The organism is Enterococcus sp. 9D6_DIV0238 (genome assembly GCF_002174455.2).
In the GTDB taxonomy this organism is placed as follows: domain Bacteria; phylum Bacillota; class Bacilli; order Lactobacillales; family Enterococcaceae; genus Enterococcus_L; species Enterococcus_L dunnyi.
The window spans coordinates 3,264,954-3,284,910 of sequence record NZ_CP147246.1 but is presented as its reverse complement, the minus strand read 5'-3'; the positions used below and the strand labels follow the sequence as shown (position 1 = coordinate 3,284,910).

The 19,957-nt window shown below is 32.0% G+C and carries 24 protein-coding genes; 4 read left to right on the top strand and 20 right to left on the bottom strand.

Annotation, left to right across the window (positions count from 1 at the left end):
• Positions 1-12 precede the first annotated feature (12 nt).
• The 8 genes from A5889_RS15480 to A5889_RS15445 form a co-directional block, all read right to left on the bottom strand.
• A complete protein-coding gene (locus A5889_RS15480) occupies positions 13-525 on the bottom strand; it encodes a hypothetical protein (protein WP_087639673.1) in 513 nt (170 codons plus the stop codon).
• A 21-nt stretch (positions 526-546) separates the two neighbouring features.
• Positions 547-1,077, bottom strand: a complete 531-nt coding sequence (locus A5889_RS15475) for a hypothetical protein (RefSeq protein ID WP_087639672.1) — start codon at positions 1,075-1,077, stop codon at positions 547-549.
• A gap of 9 nt (positions 1,078-1,086) precedes the next feature.
• Positions 1,087-1,512, bottom strand: a complete 426-nt coding sequence (locus A5889_RS15470; protein ID WP_207114575.1) for a hypothetical protein — start codon at positions 1,510-1,512, stop codon at positions 1,087-1,089.
• Positions 1,513-1,622: 110 nt separating this feature from the next.
• Positions 1,623-2,186, bottom strand: a complete 564-nt coding sequence (locus A5889_RS15465) for a hypothetical protein (protein ID WP_207114576.1) — start codon at positions 2,184-2,186, stop codon at positions 1,623-1,625.
• A 77-nt stretch (positions 2,187-2,263) separates the two neighbouring features.
• A complete protein-coding gene (locus tag A5889_RS15460) occupies positions 2,264-2,575 on the bottom strand; it encodes a DUF6980 family protein (protein ID WP_176372752.1) in 312 nt (103 codons plus the stop codon).
• 12 nt (positions 2,576-2,587) lie between these two features.
• Positions 2,588-3,970 (bottom strand): colicin E3/pyocin S6 family cytotoxin, encoded by a 1,383-nt coding sequence (locus A5889_RS15455; protein WP_087639668.1) that lies wholly within the window; start codon positions 3,968-3,970, stop codon positions 2,588-2,590.
• Positions 3,970-4,338: a DUF3958 family protein gene (locus A5889_RS15450; protein ID WP_087639667.1), complete on the bottom strand. Its 369-nt coding sequence runs from the start codon at positions 4,336-4,338 to the stop codon at positions 3,970-3,972. Before A5889_RS15450 ends, A5889_RS15455 begins: the two co-directional genes overlap by 1 nt.
• Positions 4,335-4,646 (bottom strand): TIGR04197 family type VII secretion effector, encoded by a 312-nt coding sequence (locus tag A5889_RS15445; protein WP_087640403.1) that lies wholly within the window; start codon positions 4,644-4,646, stop codon positions 4,335-4,337. The genes A5889_RS15450 and A5889_RS15445 overlap by 4 nt, the downstream gene beginning before the upstream one ends.
• A 371-nt stretch (positions 4,647-5,017) precedes the next feature.
• Between A5889_RS15445 and A5889_RS15440 the strand changes: the two genes are divergently transcribed.
• The gene (locus A5889_RS15440) at positions 5,018-6,007 is read left to right on the top strand and encodes an alpha/beta hydrolase (protein WP_087639666.1); all 990 of its coding nucleotides are present in this window, start codon (positions 5,018-5,020) and stop codon (positions 6,005-6,007) included.
• Positions 6,008-6,965: 958 nt separating this feature from the next.
• Positions 6,966-7,244, top strand: a complete 279-nt coding sequence (locus A5889_RS15435; protein ID WP_087639665.1) for a hypothetical protein — start codon at positions 6,966-6,968, stop codon at positions 7,242-7,244.
• A gap of 92 nt (positions 7,245-7,336) precedes the next feature.
• Here A5889_RS15435 and A5889_RS15430 read toward each other — a convergent pair whose 3' ends face one another.
• Genes A5889_RS15430 through A5889_RS15420 form a run of 3 tightly spaced genes read right to left on the bottom strand, consistent with a single transcriptional unit; the run spans position 7,337 to position 11,140 of the window.
• On the bottom strand, positions 7,337-7,828 hold the full coding sequence (locus tag A5889_RS15430) for a cupin domain-containing protein (protein ID WP_242585312.1): 492 nt from the start codon (positions 7,826-7,828) through the stop codon (positions 7,337-7,339).
• Between the two features lie 10 nt (positions 7,829-7,838).
• A complete protein-coding gene (locus A5889_RS15425; RefSeq protein ID WP_207114577.1) occupies positions 7,839-10,745 on the bottom strand; it encodes a DEAD/DEAH box helicase in 2,907 nt (968 codons plus the stop codon).
• A 2-nt stretch (positions 10,746-10,747) separates the two neighbouring features.
• A complete protein-coding gene (locus tag A5889_RS15420; protein ID WP_087640404.1) occupies positions 10,748-11,140 on the bottom strand; it encodes a (deoxy)nucleoside triphosphate pyrophosphohydrolase in 393 nt (130 codons plus the stop codon).
• Between the two features lie 185 nt (positions 11,141-11,325).
• Here A5889_RS15420 and A5889_RS15415 point away from each other — a divergent pair, with 185 nt between their 5' ends.
• Positions 11,326-13,041, top strand: a complete 1,716-nt coding sequence (locus A5889_RS15415; protein ID WP_207114578.1) for a DUF262 domain-containing protein — start codon at positions 11,326-11,328, stop codon at positions 13,039-13,041.
• The gene (locus tag A5889_RS15410; protein WP_207114579.1) at positions 13,038-13,916 is read left to right on the top strand and encodes a DNA adenine methylase; all 879 of its coding nucleotides are present in this window, start codon (positions 13,038-13,040) and stop codon (positions 13,914-13,916) included. Before A5889_RS15415 ends, A5889_RS15410 begins: the two co-directional genes overlap by 4 nt.
• A gap of 63 nt (positions 13,917-13,979) precedes the next feature.
• Here A5889_RS15410 and A5889_RS15405 read toward each other — a convergent pair whose 3' ends face one another.
• The 9 genes from A5889_RS15405 to A5889_RS15365 all read right to left on the bottom strand — a co-directional run bounded on the left by A5889_RS15405 (position 13,980) and on the right by A5889_RS15365 (position 19,856).
• Positions 13,980-14,543 carry a DUF443 family protein gene (locus tag A5889_RS15405; RefSeq protein ID WP_207114580.1) on the bottom strand — a complete coding sequence of 188 codons (564 nt, stop codon included), beginning with the start codon at positions 14,541-14,543 and terminating at the stop codon, positions 13,980-13,982.
• Positions 14,544-14,604: 61 nt separating this feature from the next.
• A complete protein-coding gene (locus tag A5889_RS15400; RefSeq protein ID WP_087639669.1) occupies positions 14,605-15,234 on the bottom strand; it encodes a DUF443 family protein in 630 nt (209 codons plus the stop codon).
• A 545-nt stretch (positions 15,235-15,779) separates the two neighbouring features.
• Entirely contained in the window at positions 15,780-16,154 is a 375-nt protein-coding gene (locus tag A5889_RS15395) for a hypothetical protein (RefSeq protein ID WP_207114581.1), read from the bottom strand.
• A gap of 90 nt (positions 16,155-16,244) precedes the next feature.
• The gene (locus A5889_RS15390) at positions 16,245-16,646 is read right to left on the bottom strand and encodes a hypothetical protein (RefSeq protein ID WP_207114582.1); all 402 of its coding nucleotides are present in this window, start codon (positions 16,644-16,646) and stop codon (positions 16,245-16,247) included.
• 119 nt (positions 16,647-16,765) lie between these two features.
• Positions 16,766-17,146, bottom strand: a complete 381-nt coding sequence (locus tag A5889_RS15385) for a hypothetical protein (RefSeq protein WP_207114583.1) — start codon at positions 17,144-17,146, stop codon at positions 16,766-16,768.
• 68 nt (positions 17,147-17,214) lie between these two features.
• Positions 17,215-17,706 (bottom strand): hypothetical protein, encoded by a 492-nt coding sequence (locus A5889_RS15380; protein WP_207114584.1) that lies wholly within the window; start codon positions 17,704-17,706, stop codon positions 17,215-17,217.
• Positions 17,703-19,193: a T7SS effector LXG polymorphic toxin gene (locus A5889_RS15375; RefSeq protein ID WP_087639664.1), complete on the bottom strand. Its 1,491-nt coding sequence runs from the start codon at positions 19,191-19,193 to the stop codon at positions 17,703-17,705. The genes A5889_RS15380 and A5889_RS15375 overlap by 4 nt, the downstream gene beginning before the upstream one ends.
• Before the next feature lie 15 nt (positions 19,194-19,208).
• The gene (locus A5889_RS15370; protein WP_087639663.1) at positions 19,209-19,577 is read right to left on the bottom strand and encodes a DUF3958 family protein; all 369 of its coding nucleotides are present in this window, start codon (positions 19,575-19,577) and stop codon (positions 19,209-19,211) included.
• 3 nt (positions 19,578-19,580) lie between these two features.
• The gene (locus tag A5889_RS15365; protein ID WP_087639662.1) at positions 19,581-19,856 is read right to left on the bottom strand and encodes a TIGR04197 family type VII secretion effector; all 276 of its coding nucleotides are present in this window, start codon (positions 19,854-19,856) and stop codon (positions 19,581-19,583) included.
• Positions 19,857-19,957: the final 101 nt, after the last annotated feature.

Genomic DNA, 19,957 nt, shown 5'->3' with positions numbered 1-19,957 from the left:
TTTAGCTATTGCTTAGTCACTATCATAATCCCAAGGCTCTTCAATTGCCTCCATCGTTTTCACTTCTTTTAGACTGATATCATTTGCTTCTTCATAAGTAAGATTAAGCACTACTGGATACTTTTTCTCAAACTCTGCAACACTTAGCCACGTAGATTTCCCATCTTCACTTATTGATCCGTCTAAATCCTTAGCTAACTCTACTGCCATGATATACAAGGCTCGTTTATCTACAGTGAGTATATTTTGATGTTTAGACATAATAAAGAGAAGATTTTCTTCTTTTAAAAACTCTAAATCAATATCTTCAAATTGAAGCGGACTTTCTATTTTTTTCCATCTGGAATCATTTAACCATTTGTCTATTGACAAACTGAGAAATAAATTGTCTTGAAATGTTTCATCATTTCCAACGTGGGATATTTCAAGCTCATGACCATTTTTTTCTTTAAACCACATTTTTTCGGCTAATTCTCTGTACCCTAGAGATGTTTTATTACCTCTTGTCTCGATATAAATCCTCAAATAATCTATCCTCGTATTTTTTTAGTCATACTTAACTTCATTGTCCCATGGTTCCTCGATTACTTCCATATCTAAATCTAAAACTTCATTTAGACTTTGATCATTAGCATTTTCAAAACTCATATCCAGCACAGTGTTATATTTTTCTTCGAATTCTTCGAGAGACAGCCACGTCTTCATAGCATCATCACTGATCAGTCCTTTAACAGCTTCTGCCAGTTCTTTAGTCATAATACATAAAGCACGAAAATCTACTTGAACTATATTTACATGATCTGTCTCAATGTACATTACTGAATTCTCTCTAATAGGATCCAAACTAATGTATTCATCAGAAAAAGATTTTACTGCATCATTCGTTGACCATCTATGATCATTTCCCCATTTATCCCACTTCAAAGCAAGCCTATAGTTTTCGTTCAACCAAGAAGTATTACCAATATGGGAGAGTTCTAGCTCCTTACCTTTATAAGATTTAAACCACATTTTTTCGGCTAATTCTCGGTAGTCTAAATTAATTTTTTTATTGTTGATGTTTATATAGATATGCAATATGTTCTCCTAAATACCAAAATGAACAAGAATTTGATTTGTATTTTCCGCTTCATTACACAAGTTGATAATTTTTTCCAATTGAATAATTACTTTTTCTTTTGCAAAATCTTCCTTAACAAAAATCATTTCTTCAATATCATATTCAGTTTTTAATTGAAAGTTTTCAGGTGCTAAATCAAACATATTTTTCCAATTTATAAGGATATTATTGAGCTTTTTTATTCCCGATTCTTCGAAGAATGTTACACCATAGTAATTGATTCCTCTATTATCATTAGACATATAATTCCAATGACTTTCAACCCAATTAAGAGTATCCGTTATATACTGAATAAATGAATCATCAATTGATATTGCATGTTCACTTGTAATATCGTTAAAATTGATATTTTTATCTTTTTCAATTATTTTGAATTTATGCGATAGCACCATTTAATTGTTTCCTTCTTATTATTTTTACTATATAAAATATCGTATTTTATTCACTCTTGTTATTTCATTTTTATAGAATTAAAGTGATGTATAATTTTGATAAACTAGATTCAATAAACAATACTATTCAAAATATGCTTCCCATCATCAAGTATCTGAATAGCTGTTTCCCTAGCTATTTCAATACAATCAATTTTCGAATACATAATAATGAAGTCTTCAAAAGACTGAAAAGATTCGTTTTCTTTTAGCTCATCATAGTCCCAAAGGTAATACGGACTGACCTCCAAACAAATTTTTTCATCACTATTGTATAACCAACTAGCATAGCCTTCTCTAGCAGGAGTTGACCATAGAGAAAACTTATCCGTTAAATTCTCTATATCAAAATTTCCTTCTGCTACTTCATGAGAATAAATTACCCATTCATAACCTATACCTTTTTGAAAATTCTTTTTTGAAACAATTATTTCATTCTTTAAAGCATTTTCAAATTGGTTTACTAATATTCTAAAAGTCTCAATTGCAAAGTCTTTAAATAATAAATATTCATTGTTATTATCAATATATTTAACTATTACCTCATTATAAGCATAGACTTTTTCCTCAGTTTTAGTAAAAATAAGTTCTAATTTTTTTTCTTCACCAAAATTGTAGGTTAAGATTTCTTTCATCTCAAAATTTTTCCTTTCTCTTAAATCTTAAAATGAATAGGAGCTGGCTTTAAACTCTGCTATGATACAAAACTTTATTACTTATTCTTACTTTTCATCCATTTAGCTGACTTATACTCTTCTGGAATTTCTTCATATTCAGAAATGGGATCTTCAAATCCCAGCTTCTCTAGCTCATCAAACCATTGATCTTTTTTAGATTCTGGTAATTTCTCTCCAGTCCAAGGACAATGTGTTATTGTGATATATGATTGTCCTCCATCATGAATAATTATTCCGTATTCATCAAATCGCTCGTCATGATAAATCAATTTATTTGTATTAATAAATTCGTTTTTGCTATTAGTTACAAATTTTTCAAATTGGATACAACAATATTTGTCAGTCATTTTTCTCTCTCCTTAAATTGCAATCGTTCTTCCTGGTACTGCTGGTTTATACATTTCACCACTTATCGGATCCATTGATCCTAAATGTCTTCCCTTTTTATCATATACTTCTATATCGTTGTGAGTGTGATCCCACTCAAAATATCTTTTTTTATTACCTTGCCCCGAAGATTTTCTATCCATCCCTTTCACATTATCAAGTTTTTTCCACACTGGACTGTCATTTTTTCCTGGATTAAATTTATGGCTTTTATTTATATCATATCCATTACCAATACTATCAAACGCATTCCAAATCGCACCACCACCATGGGCCATTGCTGCTGAGCCAGTTGCTGTTGCTGCTGGGCTTAATGTTAAACTTGCTCCACCAGTAAACGGCGATCCTGCAAATGATAAGGTATTTCCACCAACGAACCATGAAAATCCACCTAAAAACTCAGCGCCTCCACCAACTATCGATGAGAGATCACCAAAGAATTGTCCAGCAGCATACGGAGCTGTTCCAACGGAATCTGTATCTAACGTTCGCTCACCCATTAATGCGCTTAATCCGAAGTTTTCATAAATCTTGTCAGCAATCCCTACACCAAATGCTTTTAGCGCGTTCCAATTGTTTGTAGCAATTGCCTCTTGTACCATTAGTGTCATTTTAGGATCAAAGGTTCCATCCACATAAACACCTGTCACATTGCCAAATTCATCAAAAGTATAAGTAATATCTTGGTTTTCCAAACGGTGAGTTTCTACCTTAGCATCTATCTTCTTCTGACGTTTATCCCACGCTCGTCCGATCGGTTTCATCCAAGCCATATTCATCCGACCTAAATCAAACGTTCCCGAACCTGAATTCCATGCAGCCCCTTTTTCAACTTCTGCTAATCCTGCATCCAAGTTTGCCAGCTGTGCTTCAAAATCTGCAAACAGTCCTGGCGAACTGGCATTGAATTCATACAGACGCTGCAGTTTTTCTTCGTTCTTTTGAATCGAGCTTTGAACGCCCATATAGCGCTGTTCTAAGCGTTGGTTGGGTTCTTTTTCCTTGTCCATCGTTCGTGCCATACTTTGCAGTAAAGCTTGTCCTTGGGCGATCTCTGCTTTTAATTGGTCCTCGATCACGTCGCAGGTGTCGACTTGTGATTGAAATTCTTCCGGGAATTTACTGTGGGCTTCGATCAGTGCCTCACATGCTAGTATAAACCCACTGGCTAACGTTGGGTAGACTGTAGAGAAATAAAGTTTCGCTGAGTCGTAGGTTTTTCCCGATAATGGTGCATTCATGAAGGCATTGACGCTGTCTTTTAAGGTGCCGCAAAACTGCATATACTCATTCGCCATTTGTTTGGCTGCGGCGCTTTGTGCAGTGACTTCTCCTAGGTAAAAATTAAGGGACATCAGTCACTCACCTCGCTGTCATTCTCTGAAGCGAATAGTTTTTGCCGTTCATCGTATAAATCTTCTTCAAGTCTTCGTAATTGAACTTCTTCATCGACTAAACGCTCTGCAATATCTTCTAAACGCTGACGCTCATATTGATGTAACCGATTAGCTTCTTCGTCTAATTCCATAAAATGACCAATATCACGCGAACCTTGATTATTTCCGATCAGATCTTGGAAGTACCGTTGTTCTTGGTGGTGGATGGAAAAATAGTCGGCTTCCAGATCTTCTAATTCTCTGATTTCCTGTCGCTTATCTTCTTGATCAATGCTCACTTGTCGTAGTTGTTGATTGATCTTTAATTCCTTATCTTCTACATTCATCGATTGTTTCCTCCTAGATTCGGTGAAAACAATGGTAAATCAAATCCTTGTTTTATTTTTTGATCGATCTGGCTAAATTCCTTCGCTACTGAATGGATATTATTGCCATCTCGTGCGATTGCGTTGGACAAACGTTGTCCTCTGCTGTGAATACTTGTTAAACTGCTTTTTGCATTTGTATTTCCGCTAACGGTGGTCCGTTCTGCTTTGGTTGTCGCTTCGTTGACTGATAAGAACCCGCTGGCCGTTTGACTAAGCTGTGCTGAAATACCACCAGCAACAGTTAGACTGCTATTGATTCCGCTCATTTGATTAACCCCTTTTGCCTTATTTTTAACTTTCACATTTCGTATTCTTCCCCATTATCCATTTTGACATATTTTTATACCTAATAGTTATCAAATATTTCTATAAAACACAAAAAAATTGCAAAACTTTCGATTTGCAATGAAGAATACTCTCTTAATGATAAAAATAGTTATGATTTATGGTCACATTCGTATAAATAGATAACCAGTCTAGTGGACAAATGATGCGGACGACACCGCGGCTTCAACCATTAAGTGATATTCCATATTTGAAGCCATATCTCTTTACTTATCGCTATGCGCTAATATAATGAAAGAAAGTAATATAGACTTTTTGCAAAAATTTCTATATAAACGGAGGGATTCAAGTTATGAAAAAGATACTTTTAGGGTTACTTGGTCTAGTTGTACTAATCATCGTTAGCATCATTATCATTTTTAATATTTCACCTAAACCAACAATTTCATTAGCAAAAGCAATTTTATTCAAGATTCCAGAAGATAGCCGTAATAAAGAATATACGGAGGGCAATGTCAACGTGCGGGTCAATTTGAATTATGATTCAACATACAAGAGCAATCAGTTTGATCTCTACACGCCCGCCAAACCAAAGGAAGGTAACCCAATAATCACATGGGTACATGGCGGCGGCTTTATTGGCGGAGATAAACTAGAGGAAAAGGAATTTGCCACTAAACTTGCAGAGTCAGGTTATACTGTTGCTGTGATGAACTATGAATTGGTTCCAGACACGCAGTACCCAAGACCTGTCATTCAGACTAGTGAATTTATCACTTATCTTGCCAACCATAGTAAAGAGTATTCTTTAAATATGGACCACTTATTCCTTGCTGGCGACTCCGCTGGTGCACAAATTGCCAGCCAGTTTTTAGCTACTCAAACGAACGATGTCTACAGAAAATCTTTAGGAATCAAGCAAGTAGTTGATGCCGGGCAAATCAAAGGTGCTTTGCTCTACTGCGGACCATATAATATGCCGGAAATCGTACTAAATTCAAGCTCTCCGATTGTTAAGTTTGGATTTAGCGGTATTGGCTGGGGCTACTTTAAAGAAAAAGATTGGAGCCAGTCTGAACAAGCAAAAAGCTCCATCGTCAAAAATTTTGTAACCGATGCTTTCCCACCAAGCTACATCACTGATGGAAATACTGCATCCTTTGAATCGCAAGGAAAAGAGTTTATTAAAGCACTGGAATCTAAAAAGGTTCCTATTTCACAAAGATTCTTTGCATTGTCAGAATATAAAACGGCTCATGAGTACCAGTTTGAGCTGGATACAGACCCAGGAAAAACGGCATTTAATGATACGATCGAATTTTTGAGCAAGTATGAACAGTAATTTTCGAACTAGTTCTTATTCTGTTTTTTTGTTATTTATCGCAAATTTAGGGGCCATTTTTCAATCGTTATCTAATTATGACAAAACGTTATTTTTATTGCAGTGACGCGTTTCTTTCTGTATAATAAAGGGCATAGGATAGAAATTCAGCGTGCTGTAGCAACCAGAACTTTTGTTACGGTAACACGGAAAGATAAATAAAAAAATTGGCACTTCAATCGTTTGGCGGCAACCGTACGATCGAAGTCTTGTTCAGACAACATAACTGTCCAAACAAGTTGCCAATAGTGCTAGCAGATACTAGCTTCTTTTATTGTACCCAAATTCTGAGAAGATTTCCACAAGAATCTTTTCTTTGTGTATGATTTAGTTGTCGTGCGTATCTTGTCAGTCTATTGTCGACGGTATTGGGCTTTGCTCAATGCCGTTTTTTCTATCCTTAGAATTTAATAAAAAGGAGGAGTAAATAATTCTGTGTCAAAACAATTGAATAAAACAAAAAAGGCACTCCATTCTTTGGCGGCAACCAAAAAATGAAGCCTTGTATAGACATACATAACCTATCTATGCAAGTTGCCAATTTGCTAACGCCAAAGCGCTAGTTTCTTTATTGTACCTAATTTTTCGTTTAAATTCTAGATGGTTCTTGAATTTTTTGAAGGTTGGGTTCTTCCAAGAGAATCTGCGGGTTTGGTTTGGCTGATTGTGAACGGTATTGTATGTCGAATGGTAAAAAGTCGTTGAAGTTTTATGACTGGCTTTTTCTGCTGGAGGACTGCGATATCTTTTTTGTTTTATGTTGATCCGAGGCGCTAGGAATACAGCAAGGCTTGAATAGTCGTTCTTATCGTCGCTTCAAGGATCTTGCCCTAGTCAATGCGTAAATGTACGAAGAAATGAACAACGGCAGGAGCGAGTCTTGAGGGCTTATCCTGCTTATTTTGGAGGAGATGTGTGAATGGAAAAACAAGCGTTGTGCGTGAAGGCGATCTCGTATCAGGAAATCGTAGAATTGAAGGATTTGATGGAACGCTTGGTTTCTTGGGAGGAGCTGTTGTCGGTTTTGATGGCGTTTTTTGCCTTTCATAGCGGACCGATCAATAAGAAGCAGGTTATTAAGGAGTATTATGCGCGCGGACAGATTTTTCAGGCGTTTTATGAGGATTATCGACGATTGGTTGAGGTTGGTGATGCATTGGTGCAGAAGATGGTGAAAGCGGAGAAAGTTGGGAAATAGGAAACAGAAAATGGAATGGAATGCGTATGTTATAAAAGAGGATGGAGATTGTCCATCCTCTGATAATGACTAAGCGTTTTATTTTTGCTAGACTACATTCTTTTTAGCATAGCTTCTACTTCGTCATCGGTATATGATTTTTTATCGTTCTTTATTTTTTCTCTGTGATCAATCCCTTGAGGTACGAATCTGAATACAGAGAAAGCTGCTTCATGATTATGGAGATTTAAGATCCGATGTAAACTCTGATTCATACGGATTAATTCCCCTTTTTGACAATCCTTATATGTTTTTTTGTTATCAACAATTGTTTCAACTCTAATTTCTCCGTCATTAACAAGCAATATTTCTTCAATGTCACTATGCGTATGCCAACCTTGAATTGTACCGGCTGGAATCGTGTTTAAATGGACTTCGAATTCAGGGAAAATATAGTAGTTTACCTTTGTGCCATCTTCTTTTTCAGCAAAAATTGATTCTGACTTGCTCATTGTTTCTATGAGATTGTTTAGCATGTTTGATTCATTCCCTTCGTTTAAATAAGTTCTATTTTCTATATTATAAAGAGGATGGAAATGATCCATCCTCTTGAAATTATTTTTGTTTTATGAAGTCGTAAGTTTCTAATGGAACAGCTTTTTCTAATGTCATTTCCATACTGACAATATTTTGATCTTTGCCATTTTTATCTTTTTTAATCAATTCTTTTGCTGTTTCTATTTTAGGATAAGCTCTTCCTAAATAAATGAATTCAGGATCGCCGCCAACTTCTTTTTGCACGAATACATGAATCGCTAAGCCGGATTCCTCATAATTCATAATTTCTTTTACTTCTTTACTAGAAAAATTCAATTTAGGTCGTGTATACCATAACAATGTGTGTTGATCAATTAGTTCATCTTCATATTTTACATCATTTGAGATGGCATCATCTTTATGATAATTTACAAAAATTGGACAAGTGTTGTACTTAATTCTATAACCGTACATTGTACCAGTTTCATTGTTTTCCCAATTTAGTAGACGACAGACATCTTTTCTCCCGTATACTTCATTATAGGTTAAAGGCTCATTTAACTGATAGCTTTCACTTCGCTTAAATGATGTACGAATGATATCCAAAACACATTGTTTAAACCACTGATTGTTCTGAATACTTTCTTTCATAGATGTTTCTAGCGAATAGATGTCATCTGACAAGATAACAACTGGGAGTTCACCATATTTTTCTCTTTCTTTCTGTGTAAAGAATTTTAAAGAGAGAATCCGTTCTACTGATTTTAATGTCTGTTCATCAAAAGAATAATGAAGTCTTTCTAATTCACGCTGATACTCTTGTCGTTCTAATGTTCCATTTACCATTAAACGTTCAATTAGTAGTAATTCATGATTTCTTTTCCCGTTCAATAACTCATTAGATAAAAACGTTAGTAGTTCATTTTCATGTCTATTTAAAATCGGTGTATCTTCTTTCATCCAATTCAAAAATGCTGGGTAATTTCCTTTGTACCTAGCAATAATCACCGGATCAACCGAATGTTGATCTATAAAATCAACTAAAGATGGAATTCTTCCTAATCTATTTTTTAAGTTCTGATAGGCCTCTTTGTAATTTTTAGCATTATTTAGCTGAGAAGATTCAATAGATTGAAAAATCCGATTTTTCGTAATTTCGTCAAATATGATCGTCGACATTCCCTGTAAATATTTCGTCGCCATGGTCTTCTTTCGCAAACTATTCTTGCTTAGAGAACTATCCTCTGTTAAAGCAATAGGAATCAAATAATTATTATCATAATTCCCAATAAAATCAATAATTGTTACAAAGTCTTTATTTTTTGCTTTCCTTAATCCGCGTCCTAACTGCTGCGTAAAGATGATACTTGATTCTGTTTTACGTAACATAACCACTTGATTCACTGAGGGGATATCGATTCCCTCATTAAAAATATCTACTGTAATTATATAATCCAGTTGCCCAGCTTCCAATTGCGTAATTACTTCATCACGTTCAGTAATTTTATGATCACCAGTTAAAGCTTTGGTTTTGAATCCACGTTGATTAAATAGCTGTTCAAGCTCATGTGCTTCTTTTTTCGTTCCACAAAAAATAAGTCCGCGAACTTTCTCTCCACAATGACCATAATAATCAATTTTTTCTAAAATATAATCAATCCGCTGACTGCTAATTAATTGATTGAAAGAAGATTTATCATTGATTGTTTGTCCATCAATTTGAATATCTGTAATACCAAAATAATGAAATGGACAAAGCATATTTTCTTTTAGTGCTTCTTGTAATCTAATTTCGTATGCTACATTATAATCAAACATTTCATAAATATTGTACCCATCTGTTCTTTCAGGTGTTGCTGTCATTCCTAATAAAAAATCAGGCTCAAAATAGTCGATTACCTTTTGATAAGTTTTCGCTCCAGCATGATGGACCTCATCAATTAAAATATAATCGAAAGTATTCTTCGCAAATGTTTGTAATGTGCTATCTTTTGATAGTGTTTGAATTGTTGCAAACACATATTTTTCAGTTGTTATTGTACTATTTCCTGATAGAATACCAAACTTGTTCTCGTCATCATCTAATATCTTGATGAACTGCTCCTTGGCTTTTTTTAAAATCTGTTCTTGATGTACAATGAAAAGAAATCTTTTTGGCTGATAGGCTTTCACATCGAACGCTGAAAGATAAGTCTTTCCTGTACCAGTTGCCGAAATAACCATAGCTTTCGATTTTTCTAAATCCCGCATTTTTTGAATTTCAGCCAACGCATTTTTCTGCATCTCATTAGGTAAAATTGGCTTTGTGGCAAATTCAACTTCTTCAAGTATTGTCCCAACTTCAATTTGACTTGACGGTTCTTCCATTGTGTCAACTTTTTGAACATTTAAAATAGGTTTGTAACCCATCTGATACTTTGTAATCCATGAAGTGGTTAGTTGTTCAGCTAAAGACCACATCTGTTCAAAATTTTGCTTCATAGATTGAATGAGCTCACCATTTGCCAGTGAATTCAATTTTAAATTCCATTCACAATTTACCTTCAACGCTTTAATCGTTAAATTAGAACTCCCTAAAATCATTGTTTCATATTCATCATGAACAAAAGAATAGCCTTTTGCATGAAATCCATCCATTGCTGTAATTCGAACATCTACATTTTTTAATTTTAAAAGCTCTTTAAACATTTTAGGCGAATTAAAATAGAGATAATTTGAGGTTACAATTCGTCCGTGAATATTTTGCTTAGCTAAATCAGCCAACACAGTTTTAAGTGCCAACAATCCACTCTCTGTTATAAAAGCGACCGCAAAGAAAAATTCGTTGCACGTCGCTAATTCATCCAAAAGATCGTTTAATACCATTCTTCCTGATTGATCTTGATTTACTAGAAGTTTTGCTTTATATAAATCATGTGACTCCGTTGTCTGATCAATAAAACTATGCTCCAGAGCTGACTGGAAATTCTCAATAAGAGGATTCATTTTTATACTCCTTTAACTAAACAATCAATTGTTGGAATATCAGCGGGTGCCCATTCTAAAGAAGATAATTCAGAAATAGGTAGCCATTTGATACTTTCATGCTCTGTAAGTTTAGGCTCCCCAGAAATTAGTTCACAGAAAAATGTAGTTAACTCTACGATACCAAAATCATATTCATAACTAGCTGTAATGATCTTATTTTTTATTGCTACTTCGCAAAGAAGCTCTTCTTTTATCTCGCGTTCAAGTGCTTGCTGAGGCGTTTCACTTTCCTCAATTTTTCCACCAGGAAATTCCCAGAAACCACCTAAAGATTTACCTTGACCTCTTTGAGCGCAGAGGATTTTTCCATCTTTTTCTATGACGGCTCCGACGACTTTGATTTGTTTTTTCATTCTATTTACCCTTACTTTAATTGATTTATAAATATTATACCTGATTATTAAATAAAGAGAAATACTTTAAATTCCAGTGATTTTTAATTATTTTTAACTTTTAAGTGGAATTCTCATTTTTTATTGGTATAATTAGATGTCAAATAGTTAGTTATATAAAAGTATAAATTTCTTGGGGGCAGACTATGAAATATGCAAATGATGATTCTTTACAAGCACATGACTTCACAATAAAAGAATATCTAGAACAAGAGGGTAAATGGATTATTCCCAGATATCAGAGAGATTACTCTTGGGATAAAAACAATGTTAGTCAATTTATTAACGACATTATTTCGAATAATGAAAAATATTATCTTGGAAATATTATAATTGTACAGTCTGATAAAGAATACGAAGTCATTGATGGGCAACAAAGATTAATAACAACCTTTTTATGTCTTTTAAGCCTGTATAAAAAGTTCAAATCTAATGATTCAGAACATCAAAAAATAAAAGAAGTAATTTTCACAAAAAATAATTTAAAATTGAATATCGAGCAAAGAATTTCTAATTCCAAAAGAGATATTTTAAAAGCTTTAGAAAATGAACATCCATCAGTAGATGAGAAAAATGCAAATGAGTTTAAAATGTTTAAAGAAATAAATAAAAAAATAGATTTATTAGACATTACAGAAAAAAAATCGCTGGTTAATAAAATACTATCTGCTAAAATTGTTGAAATTAAATTCTACAAAAATGAATCAAAAGCCCATGATATGTTTGTAAATTTGAATACAAAAGGAAAACCATTGAATGAGTTAGATATTATAAAAAGTCAATTATTCAGATATCTTTCCGATGATGGCAATGACAAATATAAAGAAAATTGGCAAACTATGTTACAGTTATTAAGTACCGATCGTCTCCAAAAAAGATATATTAGAGATATAGCTATCTTGTATAATTCTAATAAACTGAGAAAATCAAAAAATAGAGGTAATTTATCAATTGTGATGAACCATATTACTGATCGACAAAGCGCAAATAACTTATTTTCTTATATGACTGAAATAAATGAAGGTTGTTTGCTAGGTTTTTTTAATGCAGTAAAAAAACACGATCTTTCACTAATTTCTTCAATTTTGAATCTTCCGCCAAATGTTTCACTGCAATCCTTAAATGAAATATGGACTTTTTTCGGAGAAATAAACTTTGAGCAATTCGATATAATAATGATGTCAATACTATTTATTGATAATAAACAAAAAAAAGTTCATTTAAAAAAAAATGTAACCTTAATTAAGAGTTTTCTTAAACTAATCTTTATTGTTCAAATCCTTTATGCAATAAATAAAGTTAGCCCCTCAACTTATGCAAATAGTTTTGATGAGGTTGGATTTTCGATATATTCAAAACAAACTTCTATTAGAGATGGTATACGATTTTTTATAAACGAAAGAATGCAGATATCTGCAATAGATGACAACTATATTAGAACAACGCTTGAATCAATGGAATGCTTTGAAAAAAAACAACATACAAAATTTGCAAAACTTTTAATTCAGCTACTATCCCAGGACTATAGGACTGATTTAACAGCTGATCACTTTGTATCACAAGCAAATATAAAAAATAATCATGATATCGAAAACAAAGAATTAATTAAATCACTTGGGAATATAGTTCCTGTTAGTAATGATTGTTACCGTGACATGTCACCTTTGCTTAAATATCATGAATACAAAAAAAACAGAAGTAATGAATTATTTATTAACAATTTTTTAAACGATGTTAGTGAGAAGGAAGTGCATGATTGTTTATTCCAAAGAATAGAATTAAGGAGAGACAACTTTATAACTCAAATAATAAATTTATTTGATAAACTTAAAGAAGAAATACTAAAGGAGACAAATAGATGAATAAAGTTATAAGTTCTCCAATCAGATGGACTGGTTCAAAAAAGAAACTATTAAACGAAATGATTGTTATGTTTGATACAAATAAAAAAATTTATGTTGAACCTTTTTTAGGTTCAGGTGTAGTTTTGTTGAACACTTTAAAGAATGGATTATTTGACGAATACTATGTAAATGATATAAATCCTGATATTATTAATTTTTTCATTTATATTTCAGAAGATTTCAACAATTTTTCTTCTTCTATAGAGAATCTTGTTAATTTATATAATTCCTTATCTTCATTAGAACTAAAGTCAGAGTTTTATTATCAGACACGTGAAAACTATAATTTAGAAGAGAATAATTTTGAAAGAGCAACATTGTTTTGGTTTTTGATGAAAACATGCTATAACGGAGTTTATAGAAAGAATTCAAGTAATAAATATAATGTACCGTTTGGAAAAACTGAAAAAGTTATTTTGAATAAAGATGAGTTAATGGTTATATCAAAATTAGTAAACAAGGTCAATTTTTTTTCTAAAGATAGTTCCGATTTTTTAGACTTTTTAAAAAAAGATAAAGAAGTGGATTTTACTAACTCTTTTATATATTGTGATCCACCTTATATTCCACAAACAAAGTCTATGAAGAATCAAACCCTATATACAAAATCAGTCTTTAATCAAGTTGATTTCAAAAATGAGCTTGATTACTATGGAGACACAGGGGCCTCCATTATGGTTTCAATGTCAGAAACAAAAGAAGCTATTAAACTTTATCAAAAAAACTATGACAAAGTTAATGTAGTGGATATTATTCGAATAGTTAATCCGAAAAAAAGATTAAAATCAAGAGAAATAGCATTTTTAAATTTCAATATTGAAAATATTCATTAAAATAACAAACTAAGATTAGTGGAAAAGTTTATTACGTCGTATTATCTACTAATCTTAGTTTATTTATCTCAAGTCATCAACAAACAGTAAAGATTTTGCATGAATGAATAAAGACAATAAGAAAACAAGTATTGCCAGCAAAATGATTGTTCCAGTTATGCAACGCTTTTTATAGAATTGATTATCTTTTTTCAAAACAATTAAATGATCAAATGTACTCATTTCTTCCTTACTAAAAATTTTATTCAATTTATTATCATTCGATATGGAACGTATATATCTGAAAATAAAGCTAATTAAAATAGCAACTAAGAAGGACAGTAATATAAGGTTAATGGTCACCTCTTCAAAAAAGATACTCTCTATACCTTTCATCAAAGCATATATCACTCCGCCCAACATAAATCCAGAAAAAGACCATACGGAAGCTCCCATTTTATTCTTAGGTACTTTTTTTAGTTTCTCATACTGCTTTTTGTCAATTTTGGCCGCTTTATTTTCTAAATACCAAGTTGCCATTGGAAATAACCATGTTAACTTATGAGAATCTAAGTCTACTAAGTAGTTGTCTTTTTTATTGATTGTTACTAATTTAAAACGAGAGATAGATGTATCTTCAAATTTCATAAACATTCCTCATAATTCGTATGTTTCTATAAAAATTGACTAAATAGGATTTTGTTCATTTTCACTCTTGTACAGAAAAATTACTTCCATAAGGATAAATATATCCTCGATTAAGAAATAGAGAAAACAACACACAAATAATGAAAATTACAATCATATCAAATGAATAGAATACACTAAAATATCCAGAAGAAAAAATAGCTAAATAGATTATTAAAAATGCAATTGCGCTATTTCTCTTGTAATAACTCGTTATACTTTCCTTCTTTATACGGATAAGTATTCCTTCCCTCGAATTTCCAATATTTTTATACATTCTATGTTTGTTAAAAATGGCATTAATTGCACGATAACTTATTAGAAGTGCTAAAACTACAAACAAATAAAAAGTTCCTAATCTAACTCCTGAAATTGTTACATAGTTTTGAAAAAACGTGTTTATTAACCATGTGGATGGTCTTCCAATAACTATAGAAAGTATTACAATCTGACCAACACCATAGCCTGCTTTTTTATTTGTTATTAACTCGTTAAACCTTACTTTATCGATTTCTATTGCTTTAAAAGGGAATAGCCACACAAGCATTGGCAAGAACCAACAGAATTTATTACTATCCAAATCTAACAAATAATATTTGGCGTTCATTTCTACTAGTTTATATCTCTTATTCGTTGATTCATAAACTTTCATATTTTATCACCAAAAATACCTTTACTTATCGTAGTTTCTGAGAAATAATGAAACACATTTTCTTCTACTCTATTGCATCAGTCTTAATTGTTATCTTCAATTAAAACACTAGACGTTATTGTTTTATTCGTTTCATTTTTAATTTTTGCAGTATATATCCTGCCTTTTTCTACAATATAGACATAGTAAAACCTATCTTTTGGAGTGAACCTATCTTCGCCAATATTATATGGTTTTATCATTTTTTGAGTTTGATCATCATAAAATTTACGGAAAAATCGTTCTTGTACTTCTTATCAATGTATATATGCACACGAGCTTCGTTATTGTTTTTAGCTATTTTTATATTAAAGTATCTTTCTTGATTAGGAAGATACTTTTGTCCATAATTTTTGGGTACTAAGAAGAAAATAATTGAAAAAAGTGAAATAATAATAATTACACTACTTGACTTTATTGTATTTTTTACGTTCATTGATGTTCTACTGAAACTTGTTGCTACTTTTTTTTATAACATCACTCTAAACTAACTAATATCACTTATTTTAGTCATTATCTTCAACGACGACATTAGACTTAATGATAGAATCAGTATTATTTATTATTTTAACAATATACTTTTCTCCAGCTTCAACTCTGTGTGAATATAAAATTTGTTTTGTCCCAACCTGTTTCTTTAACTGGTTGATATCGCCATTCTCTCTAACTAATTCTATGTCCAGATTTTTACCTGTCTTTTTATCCACATAAACACGAACCCAAGCTTCAATATTTGCCTCATGAATTACTCCTCGAATCTCTTTTTCTTCATGAGGTAGATATTTAGTTCCTTCGTATTTTGGAATTAAGAAGAACACGAGGGCGAAAAATAAAATGATAATGATAACACTACTCTCTTTTGTTAAATTTCTTGAAATCATTTATCCTCTCCTTTTCAGCAAAATGTCCCCATTGAAGTAAAATTGAATATGCTATTCTTAACGAATTTGCATCTCAGAAAATAAGGATTTTTAGTTATTGTCGTTTACACTGACATAACTATAAACAAATGAGTCTGTTCTATTTTTTATCTTTACAGTATACTGCTTACCTTTCCCTGTATAGATACGATAGCTGTAAAAAAATTTATTTTTCGGTGTAAAACGATCTTCACCAACAAAGTCTGGTTCAACTGACTTTCCTTCCGAGTCATTTACTCTAATTTCAAACGTTTCTTTTTTATCTTTTGTTAGATATACTGAAATTTGTGGTTCAATATTTTTCTTATCAATTTTTACTTGAAACTCTTTCTCTTGATTTGGAAAATATAGGGAATGATAAACTGAATTGATATTTGAAATAAGATAGACGACTACCATTATAGTTAAAATAGATACTATAATGATACTAATTCTGTTTATAGTATTTTTCAAAATCCGTTATTCCTTCCTCTATAATTCTAGCATCACCATAGTTTTCAAAAGAACCAATTTTCTTATCATTACAAACTTTAACTAGTTTAAATAATCAAGACTTCACCATGAATTTCAATCTAATTGTTATTTTCTACAATAACATAACTATAAACAAATGAATCTGTCCTATTTTTTACTTTTACTATATATTCTTTTCCAGCTTCTGCCTTTTTAAAATACATGATTTCTTTTGTCCCATTTTGCTTTTCCAACTCCTGTATTTCACCGTTTTCCTCACTTAAGGTTACGTTTAAATCATTTCCAGCCTTATTATCAACATAAACACGAATTTCAGCTTCCATATTGCTCTCTTGAATTTCAACTTTAAATTTCTTCTCTTGATTTGGAAAGTATAAGGATCTATATACTAATACAGCATTTGAAATAAGATAAATAACTAGAATTACAAATACGATAGCTGCAATAATGATATTGAGTCTTTTTATTATACATTTCATAATCAGCGATTCCTTTCTAAGTTAGTTAAACATCGCTCTTTCAGACTCATTCTAAATTTTATACTTTATTACGAATTATCATACATTTCATTAAATATCAATCTCAAATTCTTTATTACTTCTTTTTCATAATAACTTTGCGTTTTATCACTCGCTACTTCTGAATTAAATTTTCTAATATTTAGCTTATTGTCATTTAAAATCTCTCCTGAAAGAATATCATCTATACCAGGCTTATCTATACGAACTACAAAATGAATCGTTTTTCCTTTAGGAGCAATATCATATGAATAAGATATTGCTCCATCCTTCATTGTTAACTGTCTTAAATCTCCAGCAATTAAATCTCTTTTATAATTTATATTATTTTGACTCTTATTCACTGTCTTTTCATCTTTAAGAAAATCTGTTTTATATAGCTGAAAAAATGTAGTAACTAAATCATTTTCTTCGTTATATACTTTCTTGAAATCTTTCGGCATAAAAAAATTAAACAAGAGAAAACCTCCTAATAGTATACAGATTGGAATAATAATTAAAAATCGTTTGTTGGTCTTCATTTACCAGTCCCCTCTAATTCATTATTGAATAATTCGATAAACTCTTTTAAAGCTTCTTCCGTATTTGTAAAGTCCCCTTTAAATGCATTCCAACCGTTACTTTTGAAAATGAATAGCATATTTGCTGGATTAACCAACATCTTTGGTAGATCTTCCATAAAATTATTATATCCCACTTGAACGTCTCCATTGCCGTAATATTTTAAAAATTCTTCTGCACGGTTGATCCTACCTGTAGCTATATCATCATAATACTTCCTCATTATCTGATCAATATTATCGCTAGGATTTTTTGCTAAACGGTCTGCTATAGCTATCGCATCTAAATCAGCTCGTACATCTTCTTTAGATACCCCACCTGAAGCTATATCTGCACTCCAAGTTGCTGCTTCTTTAAAATAACTTCTAAAATCAAAACCAGTTGTACCCATATGATAAATATTTGATAATGTCGAATCATTCATGATAGCTGCTAGGCTCCCCATAATATGAATGTAATCATTTTGTAGTGTACTGCTTTTATACAACTCATTCATTTCAGAGACTAGTGTATCAATTTGTGAGTTGGAGTATCCCATATTTTTCAGTATTTCTTTTAAGTCTTTTTCATTTAAGACATCGGCTGATATTCCCCAAATAGTTGTATTTATTACTCCCGTATCCGATCGCCCATACTGCATGGAAGCCATTATTCTAATAAATTCAAAATTTGCCTGTTCCGTTGTCCATCCCATCTTTTTTGCATACTTTTTAAATTTACTTTCAAATGCTACTATTAATTTTGCTTGCTCTGGTGTCATTCCAAATTCATCAACTAATTTTTGAATTGCCGTTTTTTCCTTTGCTATTTCCCAATCTTTATTGATCGTTTTTGCCCAATCTAGTTTAAGTTTAGTTGTGCTATACAAGCCAGTTGAACTATTGAAACAATTAGCGCTAGTAAGCGCAGAAAGACCTTGACTAACATTTTCTAATAAAAGATCGGCAGTTGCATACAAGTCCCCACAAGAGCCTTCTAGATCATACAAAGATTGTATTTCATCTCTAAGTGTCCTTATTTGGCTATTAATAGAGCCTATATCGGAACTCGAGCTTGTATTTCTAGTCCCAAATGATGGACTATTTTCAAGCAACATATTTCGATTAAAAATGGCTTGTCGTTGACTTTCTAGACGTTCAATAATCCTATTCAAGGCATCCTCATCAATCTCTTCATTTTCGATTTTTTCAGCTATGCGACTTGCAAAAGTTAGATTGTCATTCATGATTTCATCATTTGCTCGGACTTGACCACGCAAAAGTGGAATATGAGCGGTTTCAGCATAGCTTTTAGCTGCTGACCATGCATCACCGGTTAATTCTGGCGCACTAATAAAGTTTTGCATACCTTGCATGATTTGGTTTAGTCCTTCGTTTTTGCTGTTTAATGAAGAATTTATCTGATCTAAATAACTTGTTATCTCGCTTACCCTTATCTTCAACCCCATTAATATAACCTCCTTTTAACTGCTCTCTTGTCGTAGCTTTATTTGTTTATCTACCAGATTCTCCTCTTTTTTGACTAATGATTTTTGTTCTTGCTCTAATTCATATTGAGCTTTATCCAATGCGTTCATCGCTCGTTTATGATCATACTCATTTTCTTCATAAGCCGTATAAAGAAAACGATTTGCTTTGTCACCTTTCCAGTAGTAAGCCAACTCATCTAAAATATCTGTGTTTTCTTTATAAATTTGTTGGGTGATATCGTCCGCTTCTTCAAGTTTTTCAATTTGCTTTTTATTTTTATCTAACTCATCTGTGACAGTTTGTAATTCTCGATTAAGCATAATCATTTCATCCAAAGAATCTTTCTTTTTCTCTTCTGACATTTTCTACCCTCCATTTGCAATTTGTGCATCTTTTTCAGCAAAAGTAGTAGCAATCATCGTAAAATTAGCTAAGTCTTTAGCCAATGCACTGCCATATTGACTAGTACTTGTTATTGATTTGCCATTAGTACTTTTTACTTTCTCGCAAACAGAAAGATTAGAAAAGCTAATCGTAGATGAATGGACAGTTGTTTGCAATGAGGAGTCTTTGGCACTTGAAATTGGATCTATGTAATTTGATGCCACACCTACATCTGAGCTAATTGCTTCAATCGTCATTTTGGCCACCTCTTTTAATTATTTATAAAATAGTATTAGAAATCTCAATAATTACTTATCTCCCTAATTGTAATTCGAAACTAACTCTGTGTAAATATATA